Raw genomic sequence first — 21,452 nt, 5'->3', positions numbered from 1 at the left:
ATTACTCGATGATCTTCGCGACGACGCCGGCGCCGACGGTACGGCCACCTTCACGGATGGCGAAGCGCAGGCCCTCTTCCATGGCGATCGGGGCGATCAGCTTGACGGTGATCGACACGTTGTCGCCCGGCATGACCATTTCCTTGTCCTTCGGCAACTCGATCGCGCCGGTCACGTCCGTCGTGCGGAAGTAGAACTGCGGGCGATAGTTGTTGAAGAACGGGGTGTGGCGGCCGCCCTCTTCCTTGCTGAGAACATAGACCTCGGCGGTGAAGTGGGTATGGGGCTTGATCGAGCCCGGCTTGCACAGCACCTGGCCGCGCTCGACGTCTTCGCGCTTGGTGCCGCGCAGCAGGATGCCGACGTTGTCGCCAGCCTGACCCTGGTCGAGCAGCTTGCGGAACATTTCGACGCCCGTGCAGGTCGTCTTGACGGTCGCCTTGATGCCGACGATTTCGATTTCGTCGCCGACCTTGACGATGCCGCGCTCGACGCGACCGGTCACGACCGTGCCGCGACCCGAGATCGAGAACACGTCTTCGACGGGCATCAGGAAGGTGCCGTCAACGGCGCGCTCGGGCGTCGGGATGTAGGTGTCGAGGGCTTCGGCGAGCTTGTAGATGGCTTCTTCGCCGAGTTCGCCCTTGTCGCCTTCAAGGGCGAGCTTGGCCGAGCCCTTGACGATCGGGGTGTCGTCGCCGGGGAAGTCGTACTTGCTGAGCAGTTCGCGCACTTCCATTTCGACGAGCTCAAGCAGTTCGGCGTCGTCGACCATGTCCGCCTTGTTCAGGAAGACGATGATGTAGGGCACGCCGACCTGACGGGCCAGCAGGATGTGCTCACGCGTTTGCGGCATCGGACCATCGGCAGCCGAGCACACCAGGATCGCGCCGTCCATCTGGGCGGCGCCGGTGATCATGTTCTTGACGTAGTCGGCGTGACCCGGGCAGTCGACGTGCGCGTAGTGGCGGTTGGCCGTTTCGTACTCGACGTGCGCGGTGTTGATCGTGATGCCGCGCGCCTTTTCTTCCGGCGCCGCGTCGATCTGATCGTAGGCCTTGGCTTCGCCACCGAACTTGCGCGACAGCACCGTCGTGATCGCCGCCGTCAGCGTCGTCTTGCCGTGGTCAACGTGACCAATCGTGCCCACGTTCACGTGCGGCTTGGTCCGTTCAAACTTGCTCTTTGCCATGTTTGTTCCTTGATATCCGGATCAGTGAAAACGGGGGCCCGAATTACTTGGTGCGGGCGCTGATGACCGCTTCGGCGACGTTCTTCGGCGCTTCGGCGTAGTGCTTGAATTCCATCGTGTACGTGGCGCGGCCTTGCGTGGCCGAACGCAGCGTCGTCGAGTAGCCGAACATCTCCGCCAACGGAACTTCGGCCTTGATGATCTTGCCGCCGCCGGTGATATCGTCCATGCCCTGGACCATGCCGCGACGCGACGAGAGGTCGCCCATCACGGTGCCGGCGTAGTCCTCGGGGGTTTCGACTTCAACGGCCATCATCGGCTCGAGCAGGACCGGCTTGGCCTTGCGCATGCCTTCCTTGAAGCCCATCGAAGCGGCCATCTTGAACGCGTTTTCATTCGAGTCCACATCGTGGTACGAGCCGAAGAACAGCGTGACCTTGATGTCCACGACCGGATAGCCCGCGAGCACGCCGGCGTTGAGCGTGTCCTGGATGCCCTTGTCGACCGCCGGGATGTATTCGCGCGGAACCACACCACCCTTGATCGCGTCGACGAACTCGTAGCCCTTGCCCGGTTCCTGCGGCTCGAGCTTGAGAACGACGTGACCGTACTGGCCACGACCACCCGACTGCTTGACGAACTTGCCTTCGGCTTCTTCGCAGATCGAGCGGATGGTTTCGCGGTAGGCCACCTGCGGCTTGCCGACGTTGGCCTCGACACCGAATTCGCGCTTCATGCGATCGACAATGATTTCGAGGTGCAGTTCGCCCATCCCGGAGATGATGGTCTGGCCCGATTCCTCGTCGGTCTTGACGCGGAACGACGGGTCTTCCTGCGCGAGACGCTGCAAGGCGATGCCCATCTTTTCCTGGTCCGACTTGGTCTTGGGTTCGACAGCCTGCGAGATCACGGGCTCGGGGAACTCCATGCGCTCGAGCGTGATGATCGCCTCGGGGTCGCACAGGGTTTCGCCGGTCGTGACTTCCTTCAGGCCGACAGCAGCGGCGATGTCGCCCGCGCGGACTTCCTTGATTTCGTCACGCTGGTTGGCGTGCATCTGCAGCAGACGGCCAATACGGTCCTTCTTGCCCTTGATCGGGTTGTAGACGGTATCGCCCGACGACACGACGCCCGAGTACACGCGGATGAACGTGAGCTGGCCGACGAACGGGTCGGTCATGAGCTTGAACGCCAGCGCCGAGAACTTCTCGTTGTCGTCCGCCTTGCGCGACGCTTCCTTGTCGTCGTCGTCATGGCCGGTCACCGGCGGGATGTCGACCGGCGACGGCAGGTACTCGATGACCGCGTCGAGCATGGCCTGCACGCCCTTGTTCTTGAACGCGGTGCCGCAGAGCATCGGCTGGATCTCGCCGCCGATCGTGCGCTGACGGATCGCCTTCTTGATTTCTTCCTCGGTGAGCTCGTTGCCCTCGAGGTACTTGTTCATCAACTCTTCCGACGACTCGGCAGCCGCTTCGACCAGTTTCTCGCGCCACTCGTTGCAGGTATCGACGAGGTCGGCCGGGATGTCGCCATAGGCGAACTTGGTGCCTTGCGACGCGTCGTCCCAGATGATCGCCTTCATCTTCACGAGGTCGACCACGCCCTGGAAGTTTTCTTCAGCACCGATGGGCACTTGCAGGGGCACGGGGTTGGCCTTCAGGCGGCCGCGCATCTGCTCGTACACCTTGAAGAAGTTCGCGCCGGTACGGTCCATCTTGTTGACGAACGCGAGGCGGGGAACGCCGTACTTGTTGGCCTGGCGCCAGACGGTTTCCGACTGCGGCTGCACGCCGCCGACCGCGCAATACACCATGCACGCGCCATCCAGCACGCGCATCGAGCGCTCGACTTCGATGGTGAAGTCGACGTGCCCCGGGGTGTCGATGATGTTGACGCGGTGCTCGGGGAAGTTGCCGGCCATGCCCTTCCAGAAGCAGGTCGTCGCGGCTGACGTGATCGTGATGCCGCGCTCTTGTTCCTGCTCCATCCAGTCCATCGTCGCGGCACCGTCGTGCACTTCGCCGATCTTGTGGTTCACACCGGTGTAGAAAAGGATGCGCTCGGTCGTCGTGGTCTTGCCGGCGTCGATGTGCGCCGAGATGCCGATGTTCCGGTAGCGCTCGATGGGAGTCTTGCGTGCCATGGTGGGAACCTGAGAAAACGTGAAGAGGGAACGGGCCGCCGACAGCGCGAACGGACCGCGCTGTCGCGACGGCCCGTCGTCGCTCGCTGCTTAGAAGCGGAAGTGCGAGAAGGCCTTGTTGGCCTCGGCCATGCGGTGCACTTCGTCGCGCTTCTTCATCGCGCCGCCCTTGCCTTCGGCGGCATCGAGCAGCTCGCCGGCGAGGCGCAGGGCTGCGGATTTTTCGCTGCGCTTGATGGCAGCTTCACGAAGCCAGCGCATCGACAGCGCGGTGCGACGCACCGGACGCACTTCGACGGGCACTTGGTAGTTGGCGCCACCGACACGACGGCTCTTCACTTCCACCATCGGCTTGACGTTGTTGATGGCGGTGGTGAACACCTCGATCGGATCCTTGCCGGTCTTGGCCTGGATCGTGTCGAGGGCGCCATAGATGATGCGCTCGGCGACGGCCTTCTTGCCGCTGAGCATGATGACGTTGGCGAACTTGGCGAGATCGACGCTGCCGAACTTCGGATCGGGCAGGATCTCGCGCTTGGGTACTTCACGACGACGGGGCATTGCTGACTCCTGGCTTCAGTCTGGAGGCGATTTGTTTCGCTCCGGGTGCCACCCAAGGATGGCGACTTACTCGGCGACACCGATGTGCGGCCGGCATTTGAAACGACGGGCTATCAGGCCTTCTTCGGGCGCTTCGCGCCGTACTTCGAACGGGCCTGCTTCCGGTCCTTGACGCCTTGAAGGTCAAGCGAGCCGCGAACGATGTGATAGCGCACGCCAGGCAAGTCCTTCACACGGCCGCCGCGGATCAGCACGACCGAGTGTTCCTGCAGGTTGTGGCCTTCACCGCCGATGTACGAAATGACTTCGTAGCCGTTCGTGAGGCGCACCTTGGCGACCTTACGCAGCGCCGAGTTCGGCTTCTTCGGGGTGGTGGTGTAGACGCGGGTGCAGACGCCGCGCTTCTGCGGGCAGTCTTCCAGCGCGGGGCTCTTGCTCTTCGCATGCGCGAGAACGCGCGGCTTGCGAACGAGCTGGCTGATGGTGGGCATAGCAGTCCAATCCAACGGACGCCGGCGACTCTCGTTGCGAGCGAAGCCGGCAGGTTCTTCGAAGTTCTTGTTCGGAGGACTGCCGCCACCACGAAGCGCGCAATGGCGCGCCTGAGGCAGCCAAAGAGCGATTCGCAATGAAACGGCCGGGCTTCGCGCGCCCGCCAACGTCATGGAGGTTGGCGCGCCAATGGCCACAGTCACCCGATTCAAGGGAACCGCAATTCTATTCATGTGACGACAAGAGCGTCAACCGAGCGTCCGCCGGTCATTCTCCGCGTCGGCGCGCCTTAGGGGGTCTCGGGCGCAAGCCCACCTCCACCGTCACTTCCACCTGTTTGCGATCCCGGTTGAGCGTCAGGCGGGCACTCACCCCGGGCTTCAGCCGCGCAACCTGATTGAGCATCGCACTCGAATCATCCGTGGGCGCCCCTTCGATGGCGACCAGGATGTCGCCGGTCTTCACCCCTGCCCGCTCGGCCGGACCGCCCCGGACCAGTCCGGTGATGAGCGCACCACGCCGACTCGACAACTGGAACGCATCAGCAAGCTCGGGCGAGACATCTTGCGTCTCGACGCCAATGTAGCCGCGCACCACCTGCCCCTCGTTCGCCAGCCCTTCCATCACCTGGCGAGCAGTCGAGGCCGGAATGGCGAAGCCAATCCCCGATGCCGCTCCCGTGCGCGTGAGGATCGCGCTATTGATGCCGATCAGCCGCCCGTCAACATCCACGAGCGCACCGCCCGAATTGCCGGGATTGATGGCCGCATCGGTCTGGATGAAGTTCTCGAACACGCTCAACTGAAGGTTGGCGCGCCCGGTAGCGGAGACGATCCCCATCGTCACCGTCGAACCGATGCCGAACGGATTGCCGATGGCCAGCACCACATCTCCGACATGCACATCCTCGTCGCGCCCGAACTCAATGGCGGGCAAGGCCCGCTCTTCCCCGGCCGGCAGATCGACGCGCAACAGCGCCAGATCGGTTTCCGGGTCGGTACCGACCACCCGGGCGGCGGCGCGACGACCGTCGCCGAACACCACCTCGATGCCCGCCGCGTCCTCGATCACGTGGTTGTTCGTGAGTACATAACCGTCGGCGCTCACCACCACGCCCGAACCTAGACTCGCCTCTGGATCGCCGCGGCCACCTTGGCCGTCGCCAAAGAAATATCGATAGACGCGCTCGTCGCGGCTCGCGCGCTCCCGCGTGGTGTTGATATTGACGACCGCGGGCGTCGCACGGCGCGCCGCATCGGCATAGGAGGCCGGTGCCGGATGCGCGCTGGGCGCATCACGCGTCGGCGCCACCACGACGGGCGCTCGCGCGCCGTCGTCATGCAATGGCAGACGCCAGTCCGGACGAAGCGTGTCGAGCACGAAGAGGGCAGCGAGCGCGACGGTCACCGCCTGCGCAAAGATCAACCAGAGTCGGCGTAGCATCCGGGACTTTCTGAAGAGCGCGCGATTCTAGAACCGATGGACAGCACCGCACCGCCCACGCCCCTCGGCACCATCGGCCGGGACGAGCTTGCCCGCCATCTCGACCAATTGCTCGATTGCGGGCGATTCAAGGACTACTGCCCGAACGGCCTCCAGGTGCAGGGGCGCGACCGCATCCGCCGGGTGGTGAGCGGGGTGACCGCTTCACTGACACTGCTGGAAAGCGCCATCGCCGCCGGCGCGGACGCCGTCCTGGTCCATCACGGCTATTTCTGGCGCAACGAGAGTCCGCGTATCGTCGGGCGCATGCATGCGCGATTGCGCGCCTTGCTCGCCCATGACATCAACCTGTTCGCGTATCACCTGCCGCTCGATGCGCATGCAAGCCTCGGCAACAACGCCCGGCTCGGCGCCGTGCTCGGCCTCGGTATCGATGGCAATGCCGGCGAGCCCGGGATGCTGCCGTGGAGCGAGCCGGCCCAGGCGCTCTCAGTCACTGAACTGACCACCCGAATCGAACTCGCGCTTAAAAGGACCCCGACCGTTGTCGGCAACACCGCCCGACGGTTGCGGCGCATCGGCTGGTGCACTGGCGGCGGCCAGGGCTTCATCGATGTGGCCATCGACGCCGGCTGCGACGCCTTCCTGTCCGGCGAAATTTCGGAGCCGACGGCGCACATTGCCGCCGAGGCCGGTATCGCCTACTTCGCCTGCGGCCACCATGCGACCGAACGCTACGGCGTGCAGGCACTCGGCGAGTACCTCGCAACCGAACTGGGCATCGAACACCGCTTCATCGACATTCCCAATCCGGCCTGAGCACCGAGCCTCAGCGCTGCGGCTGGCGCAAGCTGTCGCGGATCTCGCGCAGCAGCACGATGTCTTCCGGCGTGGGCGGCGGGGCAGCCGGCGGCTCGGCCGCTTTCTCGCTCACGACCTTGCTCTGCGCCTTGTTGATGAACTTCACGAGCCAGAAGATCGCGAAGGCCAGCAGGATGAACTGCACCAACACCGTCAGGAAGGCGCCATAGCCGAACACCGTCGCACCCGCCTTGGTAAGCGCTTCGTAGGTCATCGGTCCCGAATAGTTGTCGGGCATCTGCAGCACGAGGAACAAGTTGGTGAAGTCGGGCTTGCCGACGACGATCCCCACCAGCGGATTGATCAGGTCCTTCACCACTGAATCCACGATCTTGCCGAACGCGGCGCCGATGATCACGCCGACTGCCAGGTCGATGACGTTGCCGCGTACGGCGAAGGCGCGGAACTCCTTCAGGAAGCTCATTTCATATTCCTCGGATGTTGGGATGCTGCCCGCCGGCGCTTCGACGCAAGCCGGCGGCAAGAAAATGCGTCTATCAACTGCCGACGTCCAGACCGGCAACGATTGGCTGCGCGAGAGTGGTCTGGAAATTTCACCTAGCCAAGCCGTCGCGCCGCAGGCACACGCCGGACGGTCCGCAACACAGAACGGACGGACACAGGTTTTTCAGGCTTGACAGGAAACGCTAGAATGGCGCGTTGCGCCGACCGCGCACGCGAATCACCACTGGCCACAAGCGCGAAGCCAGACAGCGTCTTTTGCTGCACAGCACCACCCAAGCACCAGCACACAAGAGCCGCCGCAGCACGAAGTCAAATCACCGCTCCATCCGCGTCCAACAACGAGATCACGCCGCGCCGTCAGGTGTCGGCCGAAAGCTCGACCAGGAATCCGTTCTCGAGGAACCTGCTCCCATGAGTACCCAGAACCCGACTGCCGGCCAGCCCGGCGATGCCGAAGTCGATCCTTCCCGCCGCACCTGGCTGACGCTGACCTGCGGCGCGGGCGCCGCGCTCGGTGCCGCCGTCGCTGCGCCGTTCATCCTGAGCTTCCAGCCGTCCGAGCGCGCCAAGGCTGCCGGCGCGCCGGTCGAAGTCGATGTTGCCGACCTCAAGCCCGGCCAGCTCAAGACCGTCGAATGGCGCGGCAAGCCGGTCTGGCTGCTCAAGCGCGACCAGTCGATGATCGAGTCGCTCAAGAAGACCGACTCGCAGGTCGCCGACCCCAAGTCGGACCGCCCGGGCATGACCCCCGAGTACGCGAAGAACGAAACCCGTTCGCGCAAGGAAGACCTGCTCGTCGTGATCGGCATCTGCACCCACCTGGGCTGCTCGCCGAACTCGCGCTTCACGCCCGGCCCCCAGCCCAACCTGCCCGACGACTGGGCCGGCGGCTTCCTGTGCCCCTGCCACGGCTCGACCTTCGACCTGGCCGGCCGCGTGTTCAAGAACAAGCCCGCGCCCGACAACCTCGAAGTGCCTCCGCATATGTACCTGTCGGACACCAAGATCATCATCGGCGAAGACAAGAAGGCCTGAGCGGAGACCACTAGAAATGGCTGAATTCCACGAAGTCCCCGCCGACGCGCCCGTCGGCGTCAAGTTCCTGAACTGGATCGACAACCGCTTCCCGCTGTCGGTCACGTACAAGGCCCACCTGTCCGAGTACTACGCGCCCAAGAATTTCAACGCCTGGTACTTCTTCGGTTCGCTCGCGCTGCTGGTGCTGGTGATCCAGATCCTGACCGGGATCTTCCTGGTCATGAACTACAAGCCCGATGCCTCGATCAACGCCGCCGGCCTGCCGGTCGCGTTCGCGAGCGTCGAGTACATCATGCGCGACGTCCCCTGGGGCTGGCTGATCCGCTACATGCACTCGACCGGCGCATCAATGTTCTTCGTCGTCGTGTACCTGCACATGGTGCGTGGCCTGCTCTACGGCTCGTACCGCAAGCCGCGTGAACTCGTCTGGGTGTTCGGCGTCGCGATCTTCCTCGCGCTCATGGCCGAAGCCTTCATGGGCTACCTGCTGCCCTGGGGCCAGATGTCGTTCTGGGGTGCCCAGGTCATCGTGAACCTGTTCTCGGCGATCCCGCTGATCGGACCGGACCTGTCGGTCTTCATCCGCGGCGACTACGTCGTGAGCGACGCCACGCTGAACCGCTTCTTCGCACTGCACGTCATCGCCGTGCCGCTGGTGCTGATCGGCCTCATCGTCGCGCACATCATCGCCCTGCACGAAGTCGGCTCCAACAACCCCGACGGCGTCGAAATCAAGGCCAAGAAGGACGCTCGCGGCATTCCGCTCGACGGCATCCCCTTCCATCCGTACTACACCGTGCACGACGTGTTCGGCGTCGGCATGTTCCTGATGGTCTTCTCGGCGATCGTGTTCTTTGCGCCCGAGGCCGGCGGCTACTTCCTGGAAGCCAACAACTTCTTCCCGGCGGACCCGTTCAAGACCCCGCCGCACATCGCGCCGGTCTGGTACTTCACGCCCTTCTACTCGATCCTCCGCGCCAACACGTTCAACTTCTTCTGGCTGGACGCGAAGCTTTGGGGCGTGATCTTCATGGGCCTCGGCGTCGTCATCCTCGGCTTCCTGCCCTGGCTCGACCGCTCGCCCGTCAAGTCGATCCGCTACCGCCCGTTCTGGCACAAGCTGGTCTACGGCGTCTTCTTCATCAACTTCGTCATCCTCGGCTACCTCGGCGTGCAACCGCCGTCGCCCGTCGGCCAGATCGTTTCCCAGATCGGCACCCTGATCTATTTCGGCTTCTTCATCCTGATGCCGATCTGGAGCCGCATGGGCACGTTCAAGCAACCGCCGGAGCGCGTGAACTTCAAGCCGCACTGAGCACCGAGGAAAACAACATCATGAAGAAGAAGCTTCTCGCTGCCGTGTCGGCCGTTGTTGCCGCCGCGGCCATGTGGATCAGCCCGGCAGCCCAAGCCAATGGTGGTGGCGTCGAACTCGACCACTTCCCGAAGGCCAAGGCGACCGACCTCGCCGCGCTGCAGAACGGTGCCAAGCTGTTCGTCAACTACTGCCTGAACTGCCACGGTCTTTCGGCCGTGCGCTACAACCGTCTGACCGAGCTGGGCCTCACGAAGGAACAGATCCAGGACAACCTTATGTTCACGACGGACAAGATCGGCGACCAGATGACGATCGCGATGAATGCCAAGGACGCCAAGTCGTTCTTCGGTGTCACGCCGCCCGATCTGACACTCGAAGCCCGCGCCCGCTCGACGGAAGAAGCGCCGGGCGTGGACTGGATCTATACCTATCTGCGCTCGTTCTACCGCGACGCAGATCGCCCGACCGGCTGGAACAACACGGTGTTCCCGAACGTCGGCATGCCGCACATCCTGTACGGACTGCAAGGTCCGCGCGAACTGAAGGTCGAGGAGGTCAAGCCCGAAGGTGCGGGCGCCGACGCCAAATGGGTCAAGGTCACGACGACCTATGACGCCACCGGCTTCAAGACCGAAAAGACCGAGCCGGCCGATGCGCATCACGAAAGCGTCCACCGCGAATTCACTGCGGGCGACGCGGCCAAGGCTGCCGCCTACGACGAACAGGTCGGCGACATCGTCGCCTTTCTCGCCTGGACGGCCGAGCCGATCAAGCAGACCCGCATCAAGCTCGGTGCGGTAGTGCTGGCCTTCCTGGCGGTGTTCACCTTCCTTGCGTGGCGCCTGAATGCCGCGTACTGGAAGGACATCCGTTAAATCCGGTAATTCCGCGCGAAACTTGGGTTTTGCGCGGTGTCGCAAGCAAGGGTGAGCATATGCTCACCCTTGTGTCATTGTGGAGAGCAACAAACATGATGGTTCTGTACTCGGGCACGACCTGCCCCTTCAGCCAGCGCTGCCGCCTCGTGCTGTTCGAAAAGGGCATGGATTTCGAGATCCGCGATGTCGACCTGTTCAACAAGCCGGAAGACATCAACGTCATGAATCCCTACGGACAGGTGCCGATCCTCGTCGAACGCGACCTGATCCTGTACGAGTCGAACATCATCAACGAGTACATCGACGAGCGCTTCCCGCATCCGCAGCTGATGCCGGCCGATCCGCTCTGGCGTGCCCGCGCCCGCCTGTTCCTGTTCAACCTCGAACGCGACATCTTCAGCCACGTGTCCGTGCTTGAAAGCCGCAATGCCAAGGGCGTCGAGAAGGCGCAGGAAAAGGCGCGCGCCTCGATCCGCGAGCAACTGGTGCAACTCGCGCCGGTGTTCACGAAGCACAAGTACTGGATGGGCGAGGAATTCTCGATGCTCGACGTGGCGATCGCGCCGCTGCTCTGGCGCCTCGATCACTACGGCATTGATCTGCCGAAATCGGCCGCACCGATCATGAAGTACGGCGAGCGCATCTTCAGCCGCCCGGCCTACATCGAAGCGCTGACCCCGTCCGAAAAGGTCATGCGCCGCTGATCGCGGCTTGCGCATCAACGCATTTGGCTACACTCGCGGCATGTCAGAACTTTCGACCAAGCCCTATCTGATCCGCGCGCTCTACGAATGGTGCGGCGACGCCGGCTACACGCCTTACATCGCCGTGGCCGTCGACGAGCGCACGCTTGTGCCGCGGGAATTCGTCAAGAACGGCGAGATCGTGCTCAACATCTCGCCACTCGCGACGCACAAGCTGTCGATCGGCAATGATCTGCTCGGCTTCCAGGCTCGCTTCGGCGGCGTCGCGCGTGATCTGTCGATACCCATCGACAACATCATCTCGATCTACGCTCGTGAGACTGGGCATGGCATGGCATTCGAGGTATCGCGGCACGCTGATGCCGACGAGGCCGAGGAAACGCCATCGGAACGCCCGACTCTGGCAGCCGTGCCGACACCGACCGAACTGCGCGAGCACGACGATCCCGGCCTGCCGGAACCACCCGTTCCACCCGCACCAGGCGGTCGTCCACAACTCAGGCGCATCAAGTAGACTGCGCCGCCCTGCCGCTTTAGCTCAGTTGGTAGAGCAACGGTCTTGTAAACCGTAGGTCGTCCGTTCGATTCGGACAAGCGGCACCAGATTCTCGCGTTACTCGCCCGCCGAACTCTCGACGCGTCCTCGTTTCAGATCCAGACCCAGCCAAGGCGCATTGAGCGTCTGTGGCAGACCGAGAATGTCCAGCACACGTCCTAATGTGTGATCGATCAGCTCCGCGATGGTGGCCGGTCGCTGATAGAAGGCCGGCACCGGCGGGAAGATGACCCCCCCCATCAGCGTGATCGCCTCCATGTTGCGGATGTGGGCCAGATTGAGCGGCGTCTCACGCACCATCATCACAAGTCGGCGACGTTCCTTGAGCGTCACATCGGCCGCGCGGGTGATGAGGTTGTCGGCCATGCCGTGAGCAACGGCCGCCAGTGTCTTCATTGAGCACGGCGCGATCACCATGCCCATCGTCGCAAACGATCCCGAGGCGATGCTAGCGCCCACGTCCCGCACGGAATGCGTAACCGCGGCAAGCGATTCGACCTCGCCGCGCTCCAGGCCGAGTTCCTGACGGATGTTCAGCCAGCCTGCCGACGACACGAGCAGATGGGTATCCACGCTCGACTCACGCAACACCTGGAGCAGGCGAACACCGTAGACGGCACCCGTGGCGCCGGTGATCGCGACGATCAGCCTCGGTCGCGCCGTCGCGGGCGACGACGCGACGGGCACGAAATCAAGCAGCGGGGGCAAGCTTCTTGATCATTTCCTGGAGTTCGCCGGCCTGGAACATCTCGCCCATGATGTCCGAGCCACCAACGAATTCACCCTTGATGTAGAGCTGGGGAACGGTCGGCCAGTTCGAGAATTCCTTGATGCCCTGGCGGATCGAATCGTCGTCGAGCACGTTGACCGTGACGACGTTGGTCGCGCCGGCGGCCTTCAGCAGCTGGATCGCACGGCCCGAGAAACCGCATTGCGGGAACTGCGCATTGCCCTTCATGAACAGGACGATGGGGTTTTCGGTGACGGTCTTCTGGATGAACTCTTTGGCGTCCACGACAGGCTCCTGGAGAAGGTTTGGTAGGGGGCTTTCGACGGCCCGAGGGTACATCAGCGCGCAAACCGGAAAGCGTGGCTCATTCGGCCAGCGACACGCCTAGGCCCAGCGAATTCTGGCGATGGTTGTAGTCGATGAGACTTTCGCCATAGCCGCTGAACATTCGGGCATAGCCGCGCAACCGTGACCAGATCGGGAAGCTCCAGTCGAGCGCCACGCTGCCTCGCGCGTCGTCCGACCCCGGCGTGCCCCTGGCCGTCAGCGTGATGCGCTGGCGCCCGGGCGACCACACGCCCTGCAACTCGACCCGGCCGATGTAGCGCGCGATGTCCGGATTGTCGTCATCGCCGCGCGATTCCGGCGTTCTCCACCACGGACGCACGATCAATGCCAAATCCCCCCGCTCTATGCCTGCGGCGATGTAGAGCCGGTTCCAGCTGCGCGACAGCGGCACGGTGCGGCCGTTGGACTGGTGGGCGTAGCCGAGGTTCAGTACGCGCCAGCGCCAACCCGCCAGCTCGGCATCGGGATGCAGCGAGAACACGAGTTCGGGCTCGTAGTCGGTTTCGCGGAACGGTGACGACAGGCCCTTGTTGTAGGACTGGAGATAGGACGTCTGGGTGTAGCCGAACCAGAGATCGCCACCACGCACCGGCCCGTCCTTGAGCAGATCGGACAAGAGCCGGGTCTTGAAACTGAGCTGGAAGCTCAGCTCGGCCGCTTTCAGGCCACCCGCGTTGGCGGGCACGGCGCGCGTCGGACTGACGGGTTGGTTGTTGACCGAATCGGTCACATGCAGCGGAAGGATGTAGCTCGGTCGGTAAGGCTGGAAAGTGAGCGCCGAATGCCGCGTCGCGGGTGTGAGCTCCCAGGCTTCCTCGAGGTAGCTGGCGGTCGGCATGGGCAGGCTGGCATCGACAGGGGCGACGACGGGCTCTTCCGCCGGCGCGGCCGAGGCGTCGCTGACACCGCCCGGGCGGCGCGCCACGCCGGCGCTGCCGGCGGGCAGCACGCCGAAGGTGCGGTCGTAGCAGGCAAGGCGCTCGGCATCGACGAGCAGGCGGCGGCAATCGGCAGGTTGGGCGGGTGGCTCGCCCGTGGCGGGCAGCGCCTGCGCTCGCGCCACGCCGGCCAGCCCGCCAAACAGCGCCGGCAGCAGGATCAGCCGTGCCGACGTTCGCGCAAGACCGGCGTCAGAGGAAAGTTGCCGCGGCATGCCCCGCGTGCAAGAAGTAGATGACAAGCAGCACCCCCACGATCAGCCCGAGCCCGAACATCACCAGCAGCGGCCATGCGCTGCGTCGGCGATGCTGCTGGCGCGCGATCAGCGCAAGCAATTTCTCTTGCCGATCGAAACGCTCGTGCGCCTCGACCTGCTGCTCCAGCACCTGGTGCACGAGGCGCGGAATCTGCGGCAGCCGACCGGCGATGAGAGGCAGCTCGACCTTGCTGCGCGAGAGGAAGGCGCGCAGGCCCAGCTGCTCGTCCATCCAGCGCTGGAGGATGGGGCGAGCGGTCTTCCACAGGTCGAGATCGGGATCAAGCTGGCGGCCGAGACCCTCGATGTTGAGCAGCGTCTTCTGCAGCAGCACGAGCTGGGGCTGGACCTCGACATTGAAGCGACGCGACAGCTGGAACAGCCGCAGCAGCACATGGCCGAAGGAGATGTCCTTGAGCGGCTTGTCGAAGATCGGCTCGCAGGTCGAGCGCACCGCAGCCTCTAGCTCCTCGACGCGCGTGCCCTTCGGCACCCAGCCCGAGTCGATGTGGGCCTGGGCGACGCGCCGGTAGTCGCGGTTGAAGAAGGCCAGGAAGTTCTGCGCGAGGTAGTCGCGGTCCACGTCCGACAGCGTGCCGACGATACCGAAGTCGAGCGCGATGTACTGGCCGCGCGACTCCGGCGCCTGGCTCACGTAGATGTTCCCGGGATGCATGTCGGCATGGAAGAAGCCATGCCGGAACACCTGGGTGAAGAAAATTTCCACCCCGTCGCTCGACAGCTTCTTGAGATCGATGCCGGCGGCGACGATGCGTTCGATCTGACCGATCGGGATGCCGTGCATGCGCTCCATCACGATCACGTTCTCGCGGCAGAAATCCCAGTGCATCTCGGGCACGCGCAGCAGCGCGCTGCCGGCGAAGTTGCGACGCAGCTGCGAGGCGTTGGCGGCCTCGCGCATGAGGTCGAGCTCGTCGTGCAGATAGGTGTCGAACTCGGCCACGACCTCGCGGGGCTTGAGCCGCCTGCCGTCGCGCCAGACGCGCTCGATGAGGGCGGCGGCATCGCGCATCAGCGCGAGGTCGTCGTCGATGACGGCCTTCATGCCCGGGCGCAGCACCTTGACCGCGACCTCGCGGCCGTCCTTGAGCGCGGCGAAATGCACCTGCGCGATCGACGCCGACGCAACCGGCGTGCGCTCGAAGGTGGCGAAGATCTGCTCGGGCGCAGCGCCGAGCGCGCGGGTGATCTCGCGCACCGCCAGCTCGCTGTCGAAGGGCGGCACGCGGTCCTGCAACAGCGCGAGTTCGTTGGCGATGTCGGGCGGCAGCAGGTCGCGCCGCGTCGAGAGCACCTGACCGAGCTTGACGAAGATCGGCCCGAGCGCCTCCAGCGCCATGCGCAGGCGCGCGCCGCGCGGCGCGTCGAGCTTGCGGCCGACGGTCAGCACCCGCAGCAGCAGCTTGAACGCCGGATGCCTCAGGCTCGACACCACCAGTTCATCGAGCCCGAACTTGAGGACGACGAAGACGATCTTGGCGAGGCGCAGCAGCTTGAGCATGAAGACGGGCGGGAGGCGGAGGAGCGCGGCGCGGAAGGCGCCTTGCGGAAGGGAGCGGCGATTCTAAGCCGGGGTTCCGCGCCGGCTGCCCGCTCAGCGACCGCGCCGTGCGAGCAGCGCCGCGAGCCGGGCCTCCAGCGCCTCGACCTGGGCCTGGGTGGCGCGGATGTCGTCGCGCAGCGCATCCAGCCGCGCGCGGGGCACGAGGAAAGGCTGCTCTTCCGTCAGGTACTCGGCCATGTTGCCCGCAACCCGGCGCGCGCCCTCGCGCAGCGTGGTCGCGGCCTTGCGGCCCGTGCTCATGAGCCGGTAGGCAGCCGCGTCACCGACCACGCGCGCCAGATCGTCCTCGACATCCCAGCGCACGTGGCGCAGCAGCAGGCCGAGCGTGTTGGCGAAATCGGCCTCGCCCTCGATGCGCACATGGCGCAGCAGCGCATCCTCGAGCGGCGTGGACTCGGCCATGGCGCCGCGCGCGGTCGCCGGCATGCCGGCCCAGTCGATGGCCAGGCGCACATCGGGCACGCCGACAGCGCCGGCCGCGCCGACCAGTCCGTCGCTCATCACGACGAGCGTGAGGTCGAACGGCGGCGCCGACACATGCGCGGTCTTGCCGGCGTGCGTGCGCAGCCGGTCGCGCGCCCATTGCTCGGACGCGATCAGATGGTTGAGCGCGGCCGTCAGCCCGCCGAGCGCGAAGCGGCCGAGCGAGGACGGCGCGACCAGTGGCGCCTCGGTCGCGCGGCCCGGCGCGGCATCGGTGGACGTGACATCAAGCGTGGCGGTCATGCGCGGGCTCCCGGGTCAGGCGTGCAGGGTTTCGATGCCAGCCAGCAGCCAGCGGTTGGCGGCGCGGTCGGCGCAATCGAAGTTCCAGATCTCGTCGAAGGCATCGGGCCTGTCCATGGCGACGGTGGCGTCGAGATCGCGCATCGCACCACGGAAGCGCACGCTCGCGATGAGCGTGCCGTCGCGCGCGGTGACGCCGAGCAGCTCGGCGGCGAGATCGAGCACCTCCGTACGCTCGGCACGGCTGCGCTCGGACTGGCGCCGCTCCAGCTCGGCATGCACGCGGCCGATCATCGCGGGCGTCATCATCGCTTCCATGCCGACGGTATCGCCGTCATCCCAGGCCTGCTGCAACCGCAGGAAATGCTCGCGCGCCGCGCCAAGAAAGGCCTCGCCATCGAAGCCGGCCGGCGCGCGCGGCGTCGTCCGCGTGGCTTCGCGCGCCAGCGCCGCGGACAGCGGCAGAGGCGCGTCGGCAGCGGCGGTCGGCGGTTTGGCGGCGGACGCCGGCGACGAGGCCGTTCGGCCCGAGGCCGCGAGCTTTGGCTCGACCGGCTCCGCGCTGCCCTCGCGGCCGAGCTGGCCGATCGTGTTCGGGCCGAGATCGCGCACCGGCAGCGCGACCGGCGGGCCGACCGGCCGCTGGCGCCGCGCCCGGCCGGCGACGCGCCACGGCACGATCACCGCCAGCAGCACCAGCAGCAGCGCGACCGCCAGCACCGCGACCGCCACGCCTGGCGACGGCGCCACGCCGAAGAGCGCGACGAAGCCTGCCGCCGCCACCAGCGTCACCACGAGCGCGCCAGCGCTAGCGACCGGCGCGGCGACGGGCGCGAGCACCGCCGCCTCGGCGGGCGCGGCGAGCGCGACCCGCTTCGGTTCCTTCGTGCGCCTGCGCGGCGGGACCGGAGCCGGCGCCAGCGCCGCGCCGACCTCGGCCGTGCCCCTCGCGGACTCACCGGTCTCAGGTGCCGCATGGGCCTCGGTCACCGGTCGCGCCGCCGGCTCGGCCGGCTGGACCTTCTCGTCCGCCCGCGCCGGCATGAATGCGACGGCCATCAGCAGCGGCGCGATCGCGCGCCAACCCGATGCCGCACCCCGCCCCGTGGCCATCACCCTCGCGCCGCCCGCCATGCCCTGCTCCGCTCCTGCCTTCAGTACTTCCAGCCCTTGTGCAGGGCTACCACGCCGCCGCTGAGGTTGAACACCTCCACGCGGTCGAAACCCACACCTTCCATCATCGACTTGAGCGTCGCCTGGTCGGGATGCATGCGGATGGACTCGGCGAGGTAGCGATAGCTCTCGGCGTCATCCGTCACCTTGGCGCCGAGCCAGGGCAGCACCTTGAAGCTGTAGACGTCGTACAGCTTTTCGAGCGCGCCGAGGCCGGGCACCAGCTTGCTGAACTCCAGCACCAGCAGCTTGCCGCCGGGCCTGAGCACGCGGCGCATCTCGGCCAGCGCCGTGTCCTTGTGCGTCATGTTGCGCAGGCCGAAGGCCACGCTCACCACGTCGAAGTACTCGTCGGGAAACGGCAGCTTCTCGGCATCGCATTGCGCGACCGGCATGAGCAGGCCGTCGTCGATCATGCGGTCGCGGCCGACGCCGAGCATCGAGGCGTTGATGTCCGTCAGCCAGACCTCGCCCTCGCGGCCGTCGCGGCCCTGGCCGCGCGCGCGCTTGGCGAAGGCACGCGCCAGATCGGCCGTGCCGCCCGCCACGTCGAGCACGCGCATGCCCGGGCGGATCGCCGCCTGCCCGATCGTGAAGGCCTTCCACACGCGGTGCAGGCCGGCCGACATCAGGTCGTTCATGAGGTCGTAGCGCGCGGCGACGGAATGGAAGACGTCGGCGACGCGACGCGCCTTCTCGCTTTCGGGAACGGTCTGGTAGCCGAAATGGGTGCTGCGGTCGGCGTTGTCTTGCGGGGTCATGGCGGATGCTCGGTGCCGCGCGGGGCGGCGGAATCGGAGGTTGCTGCGCGAGGCCTTGCAAAGGCTCTCATCGCGCGGGCGGGGCTGTCATTTGCCAGGGCAAAACCGGCGTGCGCGGCGTTGTTCGCACGCACGTCACGGCGCCGTCAGGCGGGATCGCGGCTCGCGCCGGCGGCGGCCAGGCGGGCGAGATAGTCGGCCCAGAGCCGGTCATGGTCGCGCCCGAGTTCGTGCAGGAACGCCCAGGTGTAGATGCCGGTGTTGTGACCGTCATCGAAGCCCGGGCGGATGCCGTAATTGCCCACCGGCTCGACCGCGACGATGTTGACGTCGCGCTTGCCGACCTGGAGCACTTCCTGTCCCGGGCCATGCCCGCGCACCTCGGCCGACGGGCTCAGGACGCGCAGGTACTCGAAGTCGAGACGGAAGCGCGCGCCGTCGTCGAAGGCGATCTCGAGCTGACGCGAGCGCTGGTGCAGCGTGATCTCGGTCGGCAGGACATGGGCGGGGGCGGGGCTGGTCACGGCGGGCTCTCGGTAGGCTGCAAGAACATCGGCGCCGACATGGGCGCGACGCGGAATTTCCCGCCCTCGCGCCCGCGCCGGCGCGCGGGGAATCCGGACCGAAGTTATCAGCAAAGCCCATGCCTCGCCGCCCGGCGGCGTGAACCGTTGCGGGGGTGTCATGGCGGTGTCACGCTAGGTTCATACCGTCGCGGTTCCGGAAGACACATACAAGGGCTCCGCCATGCCGAGCACGATTCTCGTCGTCGAAGACGAACCCGCCATTCAGGAACTCATTTCCGTCAATCTCAGCTTCGCCGGTCACAAGACGCTGCGCGCCTTCGATACCGAGCAGGCCCAGACCCTGATCCGCGCCGAACTGCCCGACGTCGTCATCCTCGACTGGATGCTGCCGGGCAACTCCGGCATCGCCTTCGCCCGCCAGCTGCGCGCCAGCGAGCGCACGAAGGATGTGCCGATCATCATGCTCACGGCGCGCGCCGACGAGGAAGACAAGATCGCCGGCCTCGAAGCCGGTGCCGACGACTACGTGACCAAGCCCTTCAGCCCGAAGGAGCTGCTCGCGCGCATCAAGGCCGTGCTGCGCCGGCGCGCGCCCCAGCTGACCGACGACGCGGTCGAGATCGGCGGCCTGCGCCTCGATCCGGCCACCCACCGCGTGACCGCGCGCGGCAAGACGGTGGACATGGGTCCGACCGAGTTCCGCCTGCTGCACTTCTTCATGACCCACGGCGAGCGGGTGCATTCGCGCACCCAGCTGCTCGACCATGTGTGGGGCGACCATGTGTTCGTCGAGGAGCGCACGGTCGATGTGCACATCAAGCGTCTGCGCGCTGCGCTGTCGGGCAGCGGCCATGACAAGCATGTGGAGACGGTGCGCGGCGCGGGATACCGCTTCACCGCGACGCCGGCCGACGCCGCTGCCTGACGCATCGGTTATCCGTCTTGCGCAAGCGACGCTGAGCGCGATCAATGGCAAACCCGCATCGCAAAACGCAGATCAGAAACAAGGAAAAAAGCCGCACTTATACTTTGTAACAAGTAGATTCATCGCATTAAGGTGTTTCCAGAATCAGTCTTCGTCGGCCCCTTCCGGAAACCCTTCAATGTCTGCCAATCCCCCCCTCGCCACCGCCGCTCCGACGACGACGGCCCCCAAGGTCCGCTTTGGTCTGCGCCAGCGTCTGCTGGTCGTGCTCCTGCTGGCAACCCTCGTGCCGATCTGCGCCCTGTGGGCCTCGGTACGCAATGTCTTTGCCGATGAAGCCCATGCCGCCGCCGAAGCCCGGCTGCGCGTGATTGGCGACGCGGCACGCGCAGCTACCGACCAGTGGATCGCCGAGACCCGCAGCGCGGTCGAGCTGATCGCCGCCGCGCCCACGACCCGCGCGATGAATGCGCCACAGACGACCCGGCTGCTCCAGACCGCCGGGCACAACCGCCGCTTCGACACGGTCTATCTCTGGCACGTGGTCGCACCCGACGGGAGCAATGTCGCCCGCAGCGATGAGCGCGATCCGGCCGATTTCAGTTACGGCGAGCGTTCCTACGTGCGCGACACGCTCGCGGGCAAGCCCTTCTCGATTGAGGTCGGCATGGGCAAGACGCGCAAGGTACCGACGGTCATCCTCGCCGTGCCGATTCGCAGCGAGACCGGCGGTGTCGTCGGCGTGATGGCCGCCGCCACCTCGCTCGACCTGATCGCCCGTGAGTTCGCCGCCCACCGCGCCGGCGAGACCAACCGCACCTTCCTCGTGCACGAGGATGGCCGGCTCATCATCCACACCGACCGCAAGCTGACCGACCATTTCGAGGACTTCTCGGGTCATCCGGCCTACCTCGCGGCGAAGGCCGGCAATACAGGCTTCCTGCGCTACACCGACGCCGATGGCGACCAGTTCGCCTGGATCTCGCGCACAGAGCAGGGCTGGTTCGTCGTGACCCAGCTCACAGCGAGTGAAGTACTGCGTGGCGTCGTCCAGGCCGACCGCTTCGCGCTCGGCATCCTCGTGGTGACGGTGATCGCCGTGTCGGCGCTGGCCTGGCTGGTGGCAGGCTCGTTCGCGCGGCCGATCGTCGAACTCACCACCATCGCCGACCGCATCAGCCGCGGCTCGCTCGATGACGACATCCCGGCGATCACTCGCAGCGACGAAATCGGCGCGCTGGCCCAGGCGATCGGCCGGCTGTCGAAGAGCATGAAGCTGGCGATGACCCGCCTGCGACGCGCCTGATCCCGCACGGCCACGCGGGAGACCCGTCATGAACGACACCGCCATCCTGAGCGAGCTGCGCCGGCTCAACACGTTGCGAGCGACCGGCATGGTGTTCGCCGTGTCGGAGGACAACCGGCACTGCCGCATCAGCATGCTGGCCGGCAACATCGTCGCCATTTCGTTCCGCGCGCTGCGCGGCATGGAAGCGCTGCTGGCATTGCGCGACGCTCGCTGCCGCAGCTACCAGTTCGTGCCTGGCGAGGTGAACGAGCGCCATCTCGATCTGCCGCGCACCGAGCAGATCATCGGCACGGGCGCGGATGCCGCGGCCAGCGACGACGCTCAGCTGGCACCGGACCTGCTGGCGCGCGTCGAGCGCGAACTGCTCGATCTGGTTGGGCCGATGGCCAGCCTGCTCGTGGAAGAGGCCGCCTCCGTGGCGACCGACCTTCCCAGCCTGCTCGACCATCTCCAGCCGCACCTCGACGAAAGCGATGTGAAGACGCTCAGGCAGAGGCTGGCGAACGTCTGAGCAGGTCG

The 21,452-nt window shown here is 65.8% G+C and carries 23 protein-coding genes and 1 tRNA gene; 10 read left to right on the top strand and 14 right to left on the bottom strand.

The features are described from left to right. Position 1 precedes the first annotated feature (1 nt). The 5 genes from tuf to H566_RS0117510 form a co-directional block, all read right to left on the bottom strand. The gene (gene tuf, locus H566_RS0117530) at positions 2-1,192 is read right to left on the bottom strand and encodes an elongation factor Tu (RefSeq protein ID WP_028309875.1); all 1,191 of its coding nucleotides are present in this window, start codon (positions 1,190-1,192) and stop codon (positions 2-4) included. A gap of 43 nt (positions 1,193-1,235) precedes the next feature. Then, positions 1,236-3,338 (bottom strand): elongation factor G, encoded by a 2,103-nt coding sequence (gene fusA / locus H566_RS0117525; RefSeq protein ID WP_028312459.1) that lies wholly within the window; start codon positions 3,336-3,338, stop codon positions 1,236-1,238. A gap of 90 nt (positions 3,339-3,428) precedes the next feature. Further along, positions 3,429-3,899, bottom strand: a complete 471-nt coding sequence (rpsG, locus tag H566_RS0117520) for a 30S ribosomal protein S7 (RefSeq protein ID WP_028312458.1) — start codon at positions 3,897-3,899, stop codon at positions 3,429-3,431. Between the two features lie 113 nt (positions 3,900-4,012). Then, entirely contained in the window at positions 4,013-4,390 is a 378-nt protein-coding gene (gene rpsL / locus H566_RS0117515) for a 30S ribosomal protein S12 (protein ID WP_028312457.1), read from the bottom strand. Positions 4,391-4,658: 268 nt separating this feature from the next. Then, a complete protein-coding gene (locus H566_RS0117510) occupies positions 4,659-5,834 on the bottom strand; it encodes a S1C family serine protease (RefSeq protein ID WP_028312456.1) in 1,176 nt (391 codons plus the stop codon). 72 nt (positions 5,835-5,906) lie between these two features. On the opposite strand from H566_RS0117510, the gene H566_RS0117505 reads away from it, so the two are divergent. After that, the gene (locus H566_RS0117505) at positions 5,907-6,653 is read left to right on the top strand and encodes a Nif3-like dinuclear metal center hexameric protein (RefSeq protein WP_028312455.1); all 747 of its coding nucleotides are present in this window, start codon (positions 5,907-5,909) and stop codon (positions 6,651-6,653) included. A gap of 10 nt (positions 6,654-6,663) precedes the next feature. Here H566_RS0117505 and mscL read toward each other — a convergent pair whose 3' ends face one another. Further along, the gene (gene mscL / locus H566_RS0117500) at positions 6,664-7,119 is read right to left on the bottom strand and encodes a large conductance mechanosensitive channel protein MscL (RefSeq protein WP_028312454.1); all 456 of its coding nucleotides are present in this window, start codon (positions 7,117-7,119) and stop codon (positions 6,664-6,666) included. Between the two features lie 452 nt (positions 7,120-7,571). On the opposite strand from mscL, the gene petA reads away from it, so the two are divergent. The 6 genes from petA to H566_RS0117470 all read left to right on the top strand — a co-directional run bounded on the left by petA (position 7,572) and on the right by H566_RS0117470 (position 11,701). Then, on the top strand, positions 7,572-8,195 hold the full coding sequence (petA, locus tag H566_RS0117495) for a ubiquinol-cytochrome c reductase iron-sulfur subunit (RefSeq protein ID WP_028312453.1): 624 nt from the start codon (positions 7,572-7,574) through the stop codon (positions 8,193-8,195). A 16-nt stretch (positions 8,196-8,211) separates the two neighbouring features. After that, positions 8,212-9,513, top strand: coding sequence for a cytochrome b (locus tag H566_RS0117490; RefSeq protein ID WP_051378926.1), 1,302 nt, complete (start codon positions 8,212-8,214; stop codon positions 9,511-9,513). Positions 9,514-9,533: 20 nt separating this feature from the next. After that, a complete protein-coding gene (locus tag H566_RS0117485; protein ID WP_028312451.1) occupies positions 9,534-10,391 on the top strand; it encodes a cytochrome c1 in 858 nt (285 codons plus the stop codon). Positions 10,392-10,486: 95 nt separating this feature from the next. Continuing rightward, positions 10,487-11,098: a glutathione S-transferase N-terminal domain-containing protein gene (locus H566_RS0117480; protein WP_028312450.1), complete on the top strand. Its 612-nt coding sequence runs from the start codon at positions 10,487-10,489 to the stop codon at positions 11,096-11,098. Between the two features lie 40 nt (positions 11,099-11,138). Next, a complete protein-coding gene (locus tag H566_RS0117475) occupies positions 11,139-11,612 on the top strand; it encodes a ClpXP protease specificity-enhancing factor (RefSeq protein WP_028312449.1) in 474 nt (157 codons plus the stop codon). A gap of 13 nt (positions 11,613-11,625) precedes the next feature. Beyond that, positions 11,626-11,701 (top strand) — tRNA-Thr (locus H566_RS0117470). A gap of 10 nt (positions 11,702-11,711) precedes the next feature. Here the strand turns inward: H566_RS0117470 and H566_RS26025 are convergent. From H566_RS26025 to H566_RS0117430, 8 genes are all read right to left on the bottom strand, one after another. Further along, positions 11,712-12,362 carry a UbiX family flavin prenyltransferase gene (locus tag H566_RS26025; protein ID WP_084545247.1) on the bottom strand — a complete coding sequence of 217 codons (651 nt, stop codon included), beginning with the start codon at positions 12,360-12,362 and terminating at the stop codon, positions 11,712-11,714. Continuing rightward, on the bottom strand, positions 12,346-12,612 hold the full coding sequence (gene grxD / locus H566_RS0117460; protein WP_245591398.1) for a Grx4 family monothiol glutaredoxin: 267 nt from the start codon (positions 12,610-12,612) through the stop codon (positions 12,346-12,348). Before grxD ends, H566_RS26025 begins: the two co-directional genes overlap by 17 nt. Before the next feature lie 136 nt (positions 12,613-12,748). Then, complete coding sequence (locus H566_RS0117455) at positions 12,749-13,885, bottom strand: phospholipase A (protein ID WP_051378924.1); 1,137 nt, start codon at positions 13,883-13,885, stop codon at positions 12,749-12,751. Beyond that, positions 13,863-15,449, bottom strand: coding sequence for a ubiquinone biosynthesis regulatory protein kinase UbiB (gene ubiB / locus H566_RS0117450; RefSeq protein ID WP_028312446.1), 1,587 nt, complete (start codon positions 15,447-15,449; stop codon positions 13,863-13,865). The genes H566_RS0117455 and ubiB overlap by 23 nt, the downstream gene beginning before the upstream one ends. A gap of 93 nt (positions 15,450-15,542) precedes the next feature. After that, on the bottom strand, positions 15,543-16,238 hold the full coding sequence (locus H566_RS0117445) for a ubiquinone biosynthesis accessory factor UbiJ (protein WP_051378923.1): 696 nt from the start codon (positions 16,236-16,238) through the stop codon (positions 15,543-15,545). Between the two features lie 15 nt (positions 16,239-16,253). Further along, positions 16,254-17,297, bottom strand: coding sequence for a Tim44 domain-containing protein (locus H566_RS27680; protein ID WP_051378922.1), 1,044 nt, complete (start codon positions 17,295-17,297; stop codon positions 16,254-16,256). Positions 17,298-17,392: 95 nt separating this feature from the next. Beyond that, on the bottom strand, positions 17,393-18,172 hold the full coding sequence (ubiE, locus tag H566_RS0117435; protein WP_028312444.1) for a bifunctional demethylmenaquinone methyltransferase/2-methoxy-6-polyprenyl-1,4-benzoquinol methylase UbiE: 780 nt from the start codon (positions 18,170-18,172) through the stop codon (positions 17,393-17,395). A gap of 146 nt (positions 18,173-18,318) precedes the next feature. Next, a complete protein-coding gene (locus H566_RS0117430) occupies positions 18,319-18,696 on the bottom strand; it encodes a gamma-butyrobetaine hydroxylase family protein (RefSeq protein ID WP_028312443.1) in 378 nt (125 codons plus the stop codon). Between the two features lie 223 nt (positions 18,697-18,919). Here H566_RS0117430 and phoB point away from each other — a divergent pair, with 223 nt between their 5' ends. The 3 genes from phoB (at position 18,920) to H566_RS0117415 (ending at position 21,444) form a co-directional block, all read left to right on the top strand. Then, positions 18,920-19,624, top strand: coding sequence for a phosphate regulon transcriptional regulator PhoB (phoB, locus tag H566_RS0117425; RefSeq protein ID WP_028312442.1), 705 nt, complete (start codon positions 18,920-18,922; stop codon positions 19,622-19,624). A gap of 178 nt (positions 19,625-19,802) precedes the next feature. Beyond that, positions 19,803-20,930, top strand: a complete 1,128-nt coding sequence (locus H566_RS0117420) for a cache domain-containing protein (protein ID WP_028312441.1) — start codon at positions 19,803-19,805, stop codon at positions 20,928-20,930. A gap of 28 nt (positions 20,931-20,958) precedes the next feature. Then, positions 20,959-21,444, top strand: a complete 486-nt coding sequence (locus tag H566_RS0117415; RefSeq protein ID WP_028312440.1) for a DUF8082 domain-containing protein — start codon at positions 20,959-20,961, stop codon at positions 21,442-21,444. Positions 21,445-21,452 lie beyond the last annotated feature (8 nt).

Source organism: Derxia gummosa DSM 723, assembly GCF_000482785.1.
In the GTDB taxonomy this organism is placed as follows: Bacteria; Pseudomonadota; Gammaproteobacteria; order Burkholderiales; family Burkholderiaceae_E; genus Derxia; species Derxia gummosa.
The sequence above is the reverse complement of the archived record's forward strand: the minus strand, read 5'-3'. Positions and strand labels throughout refer to the sequence as shown.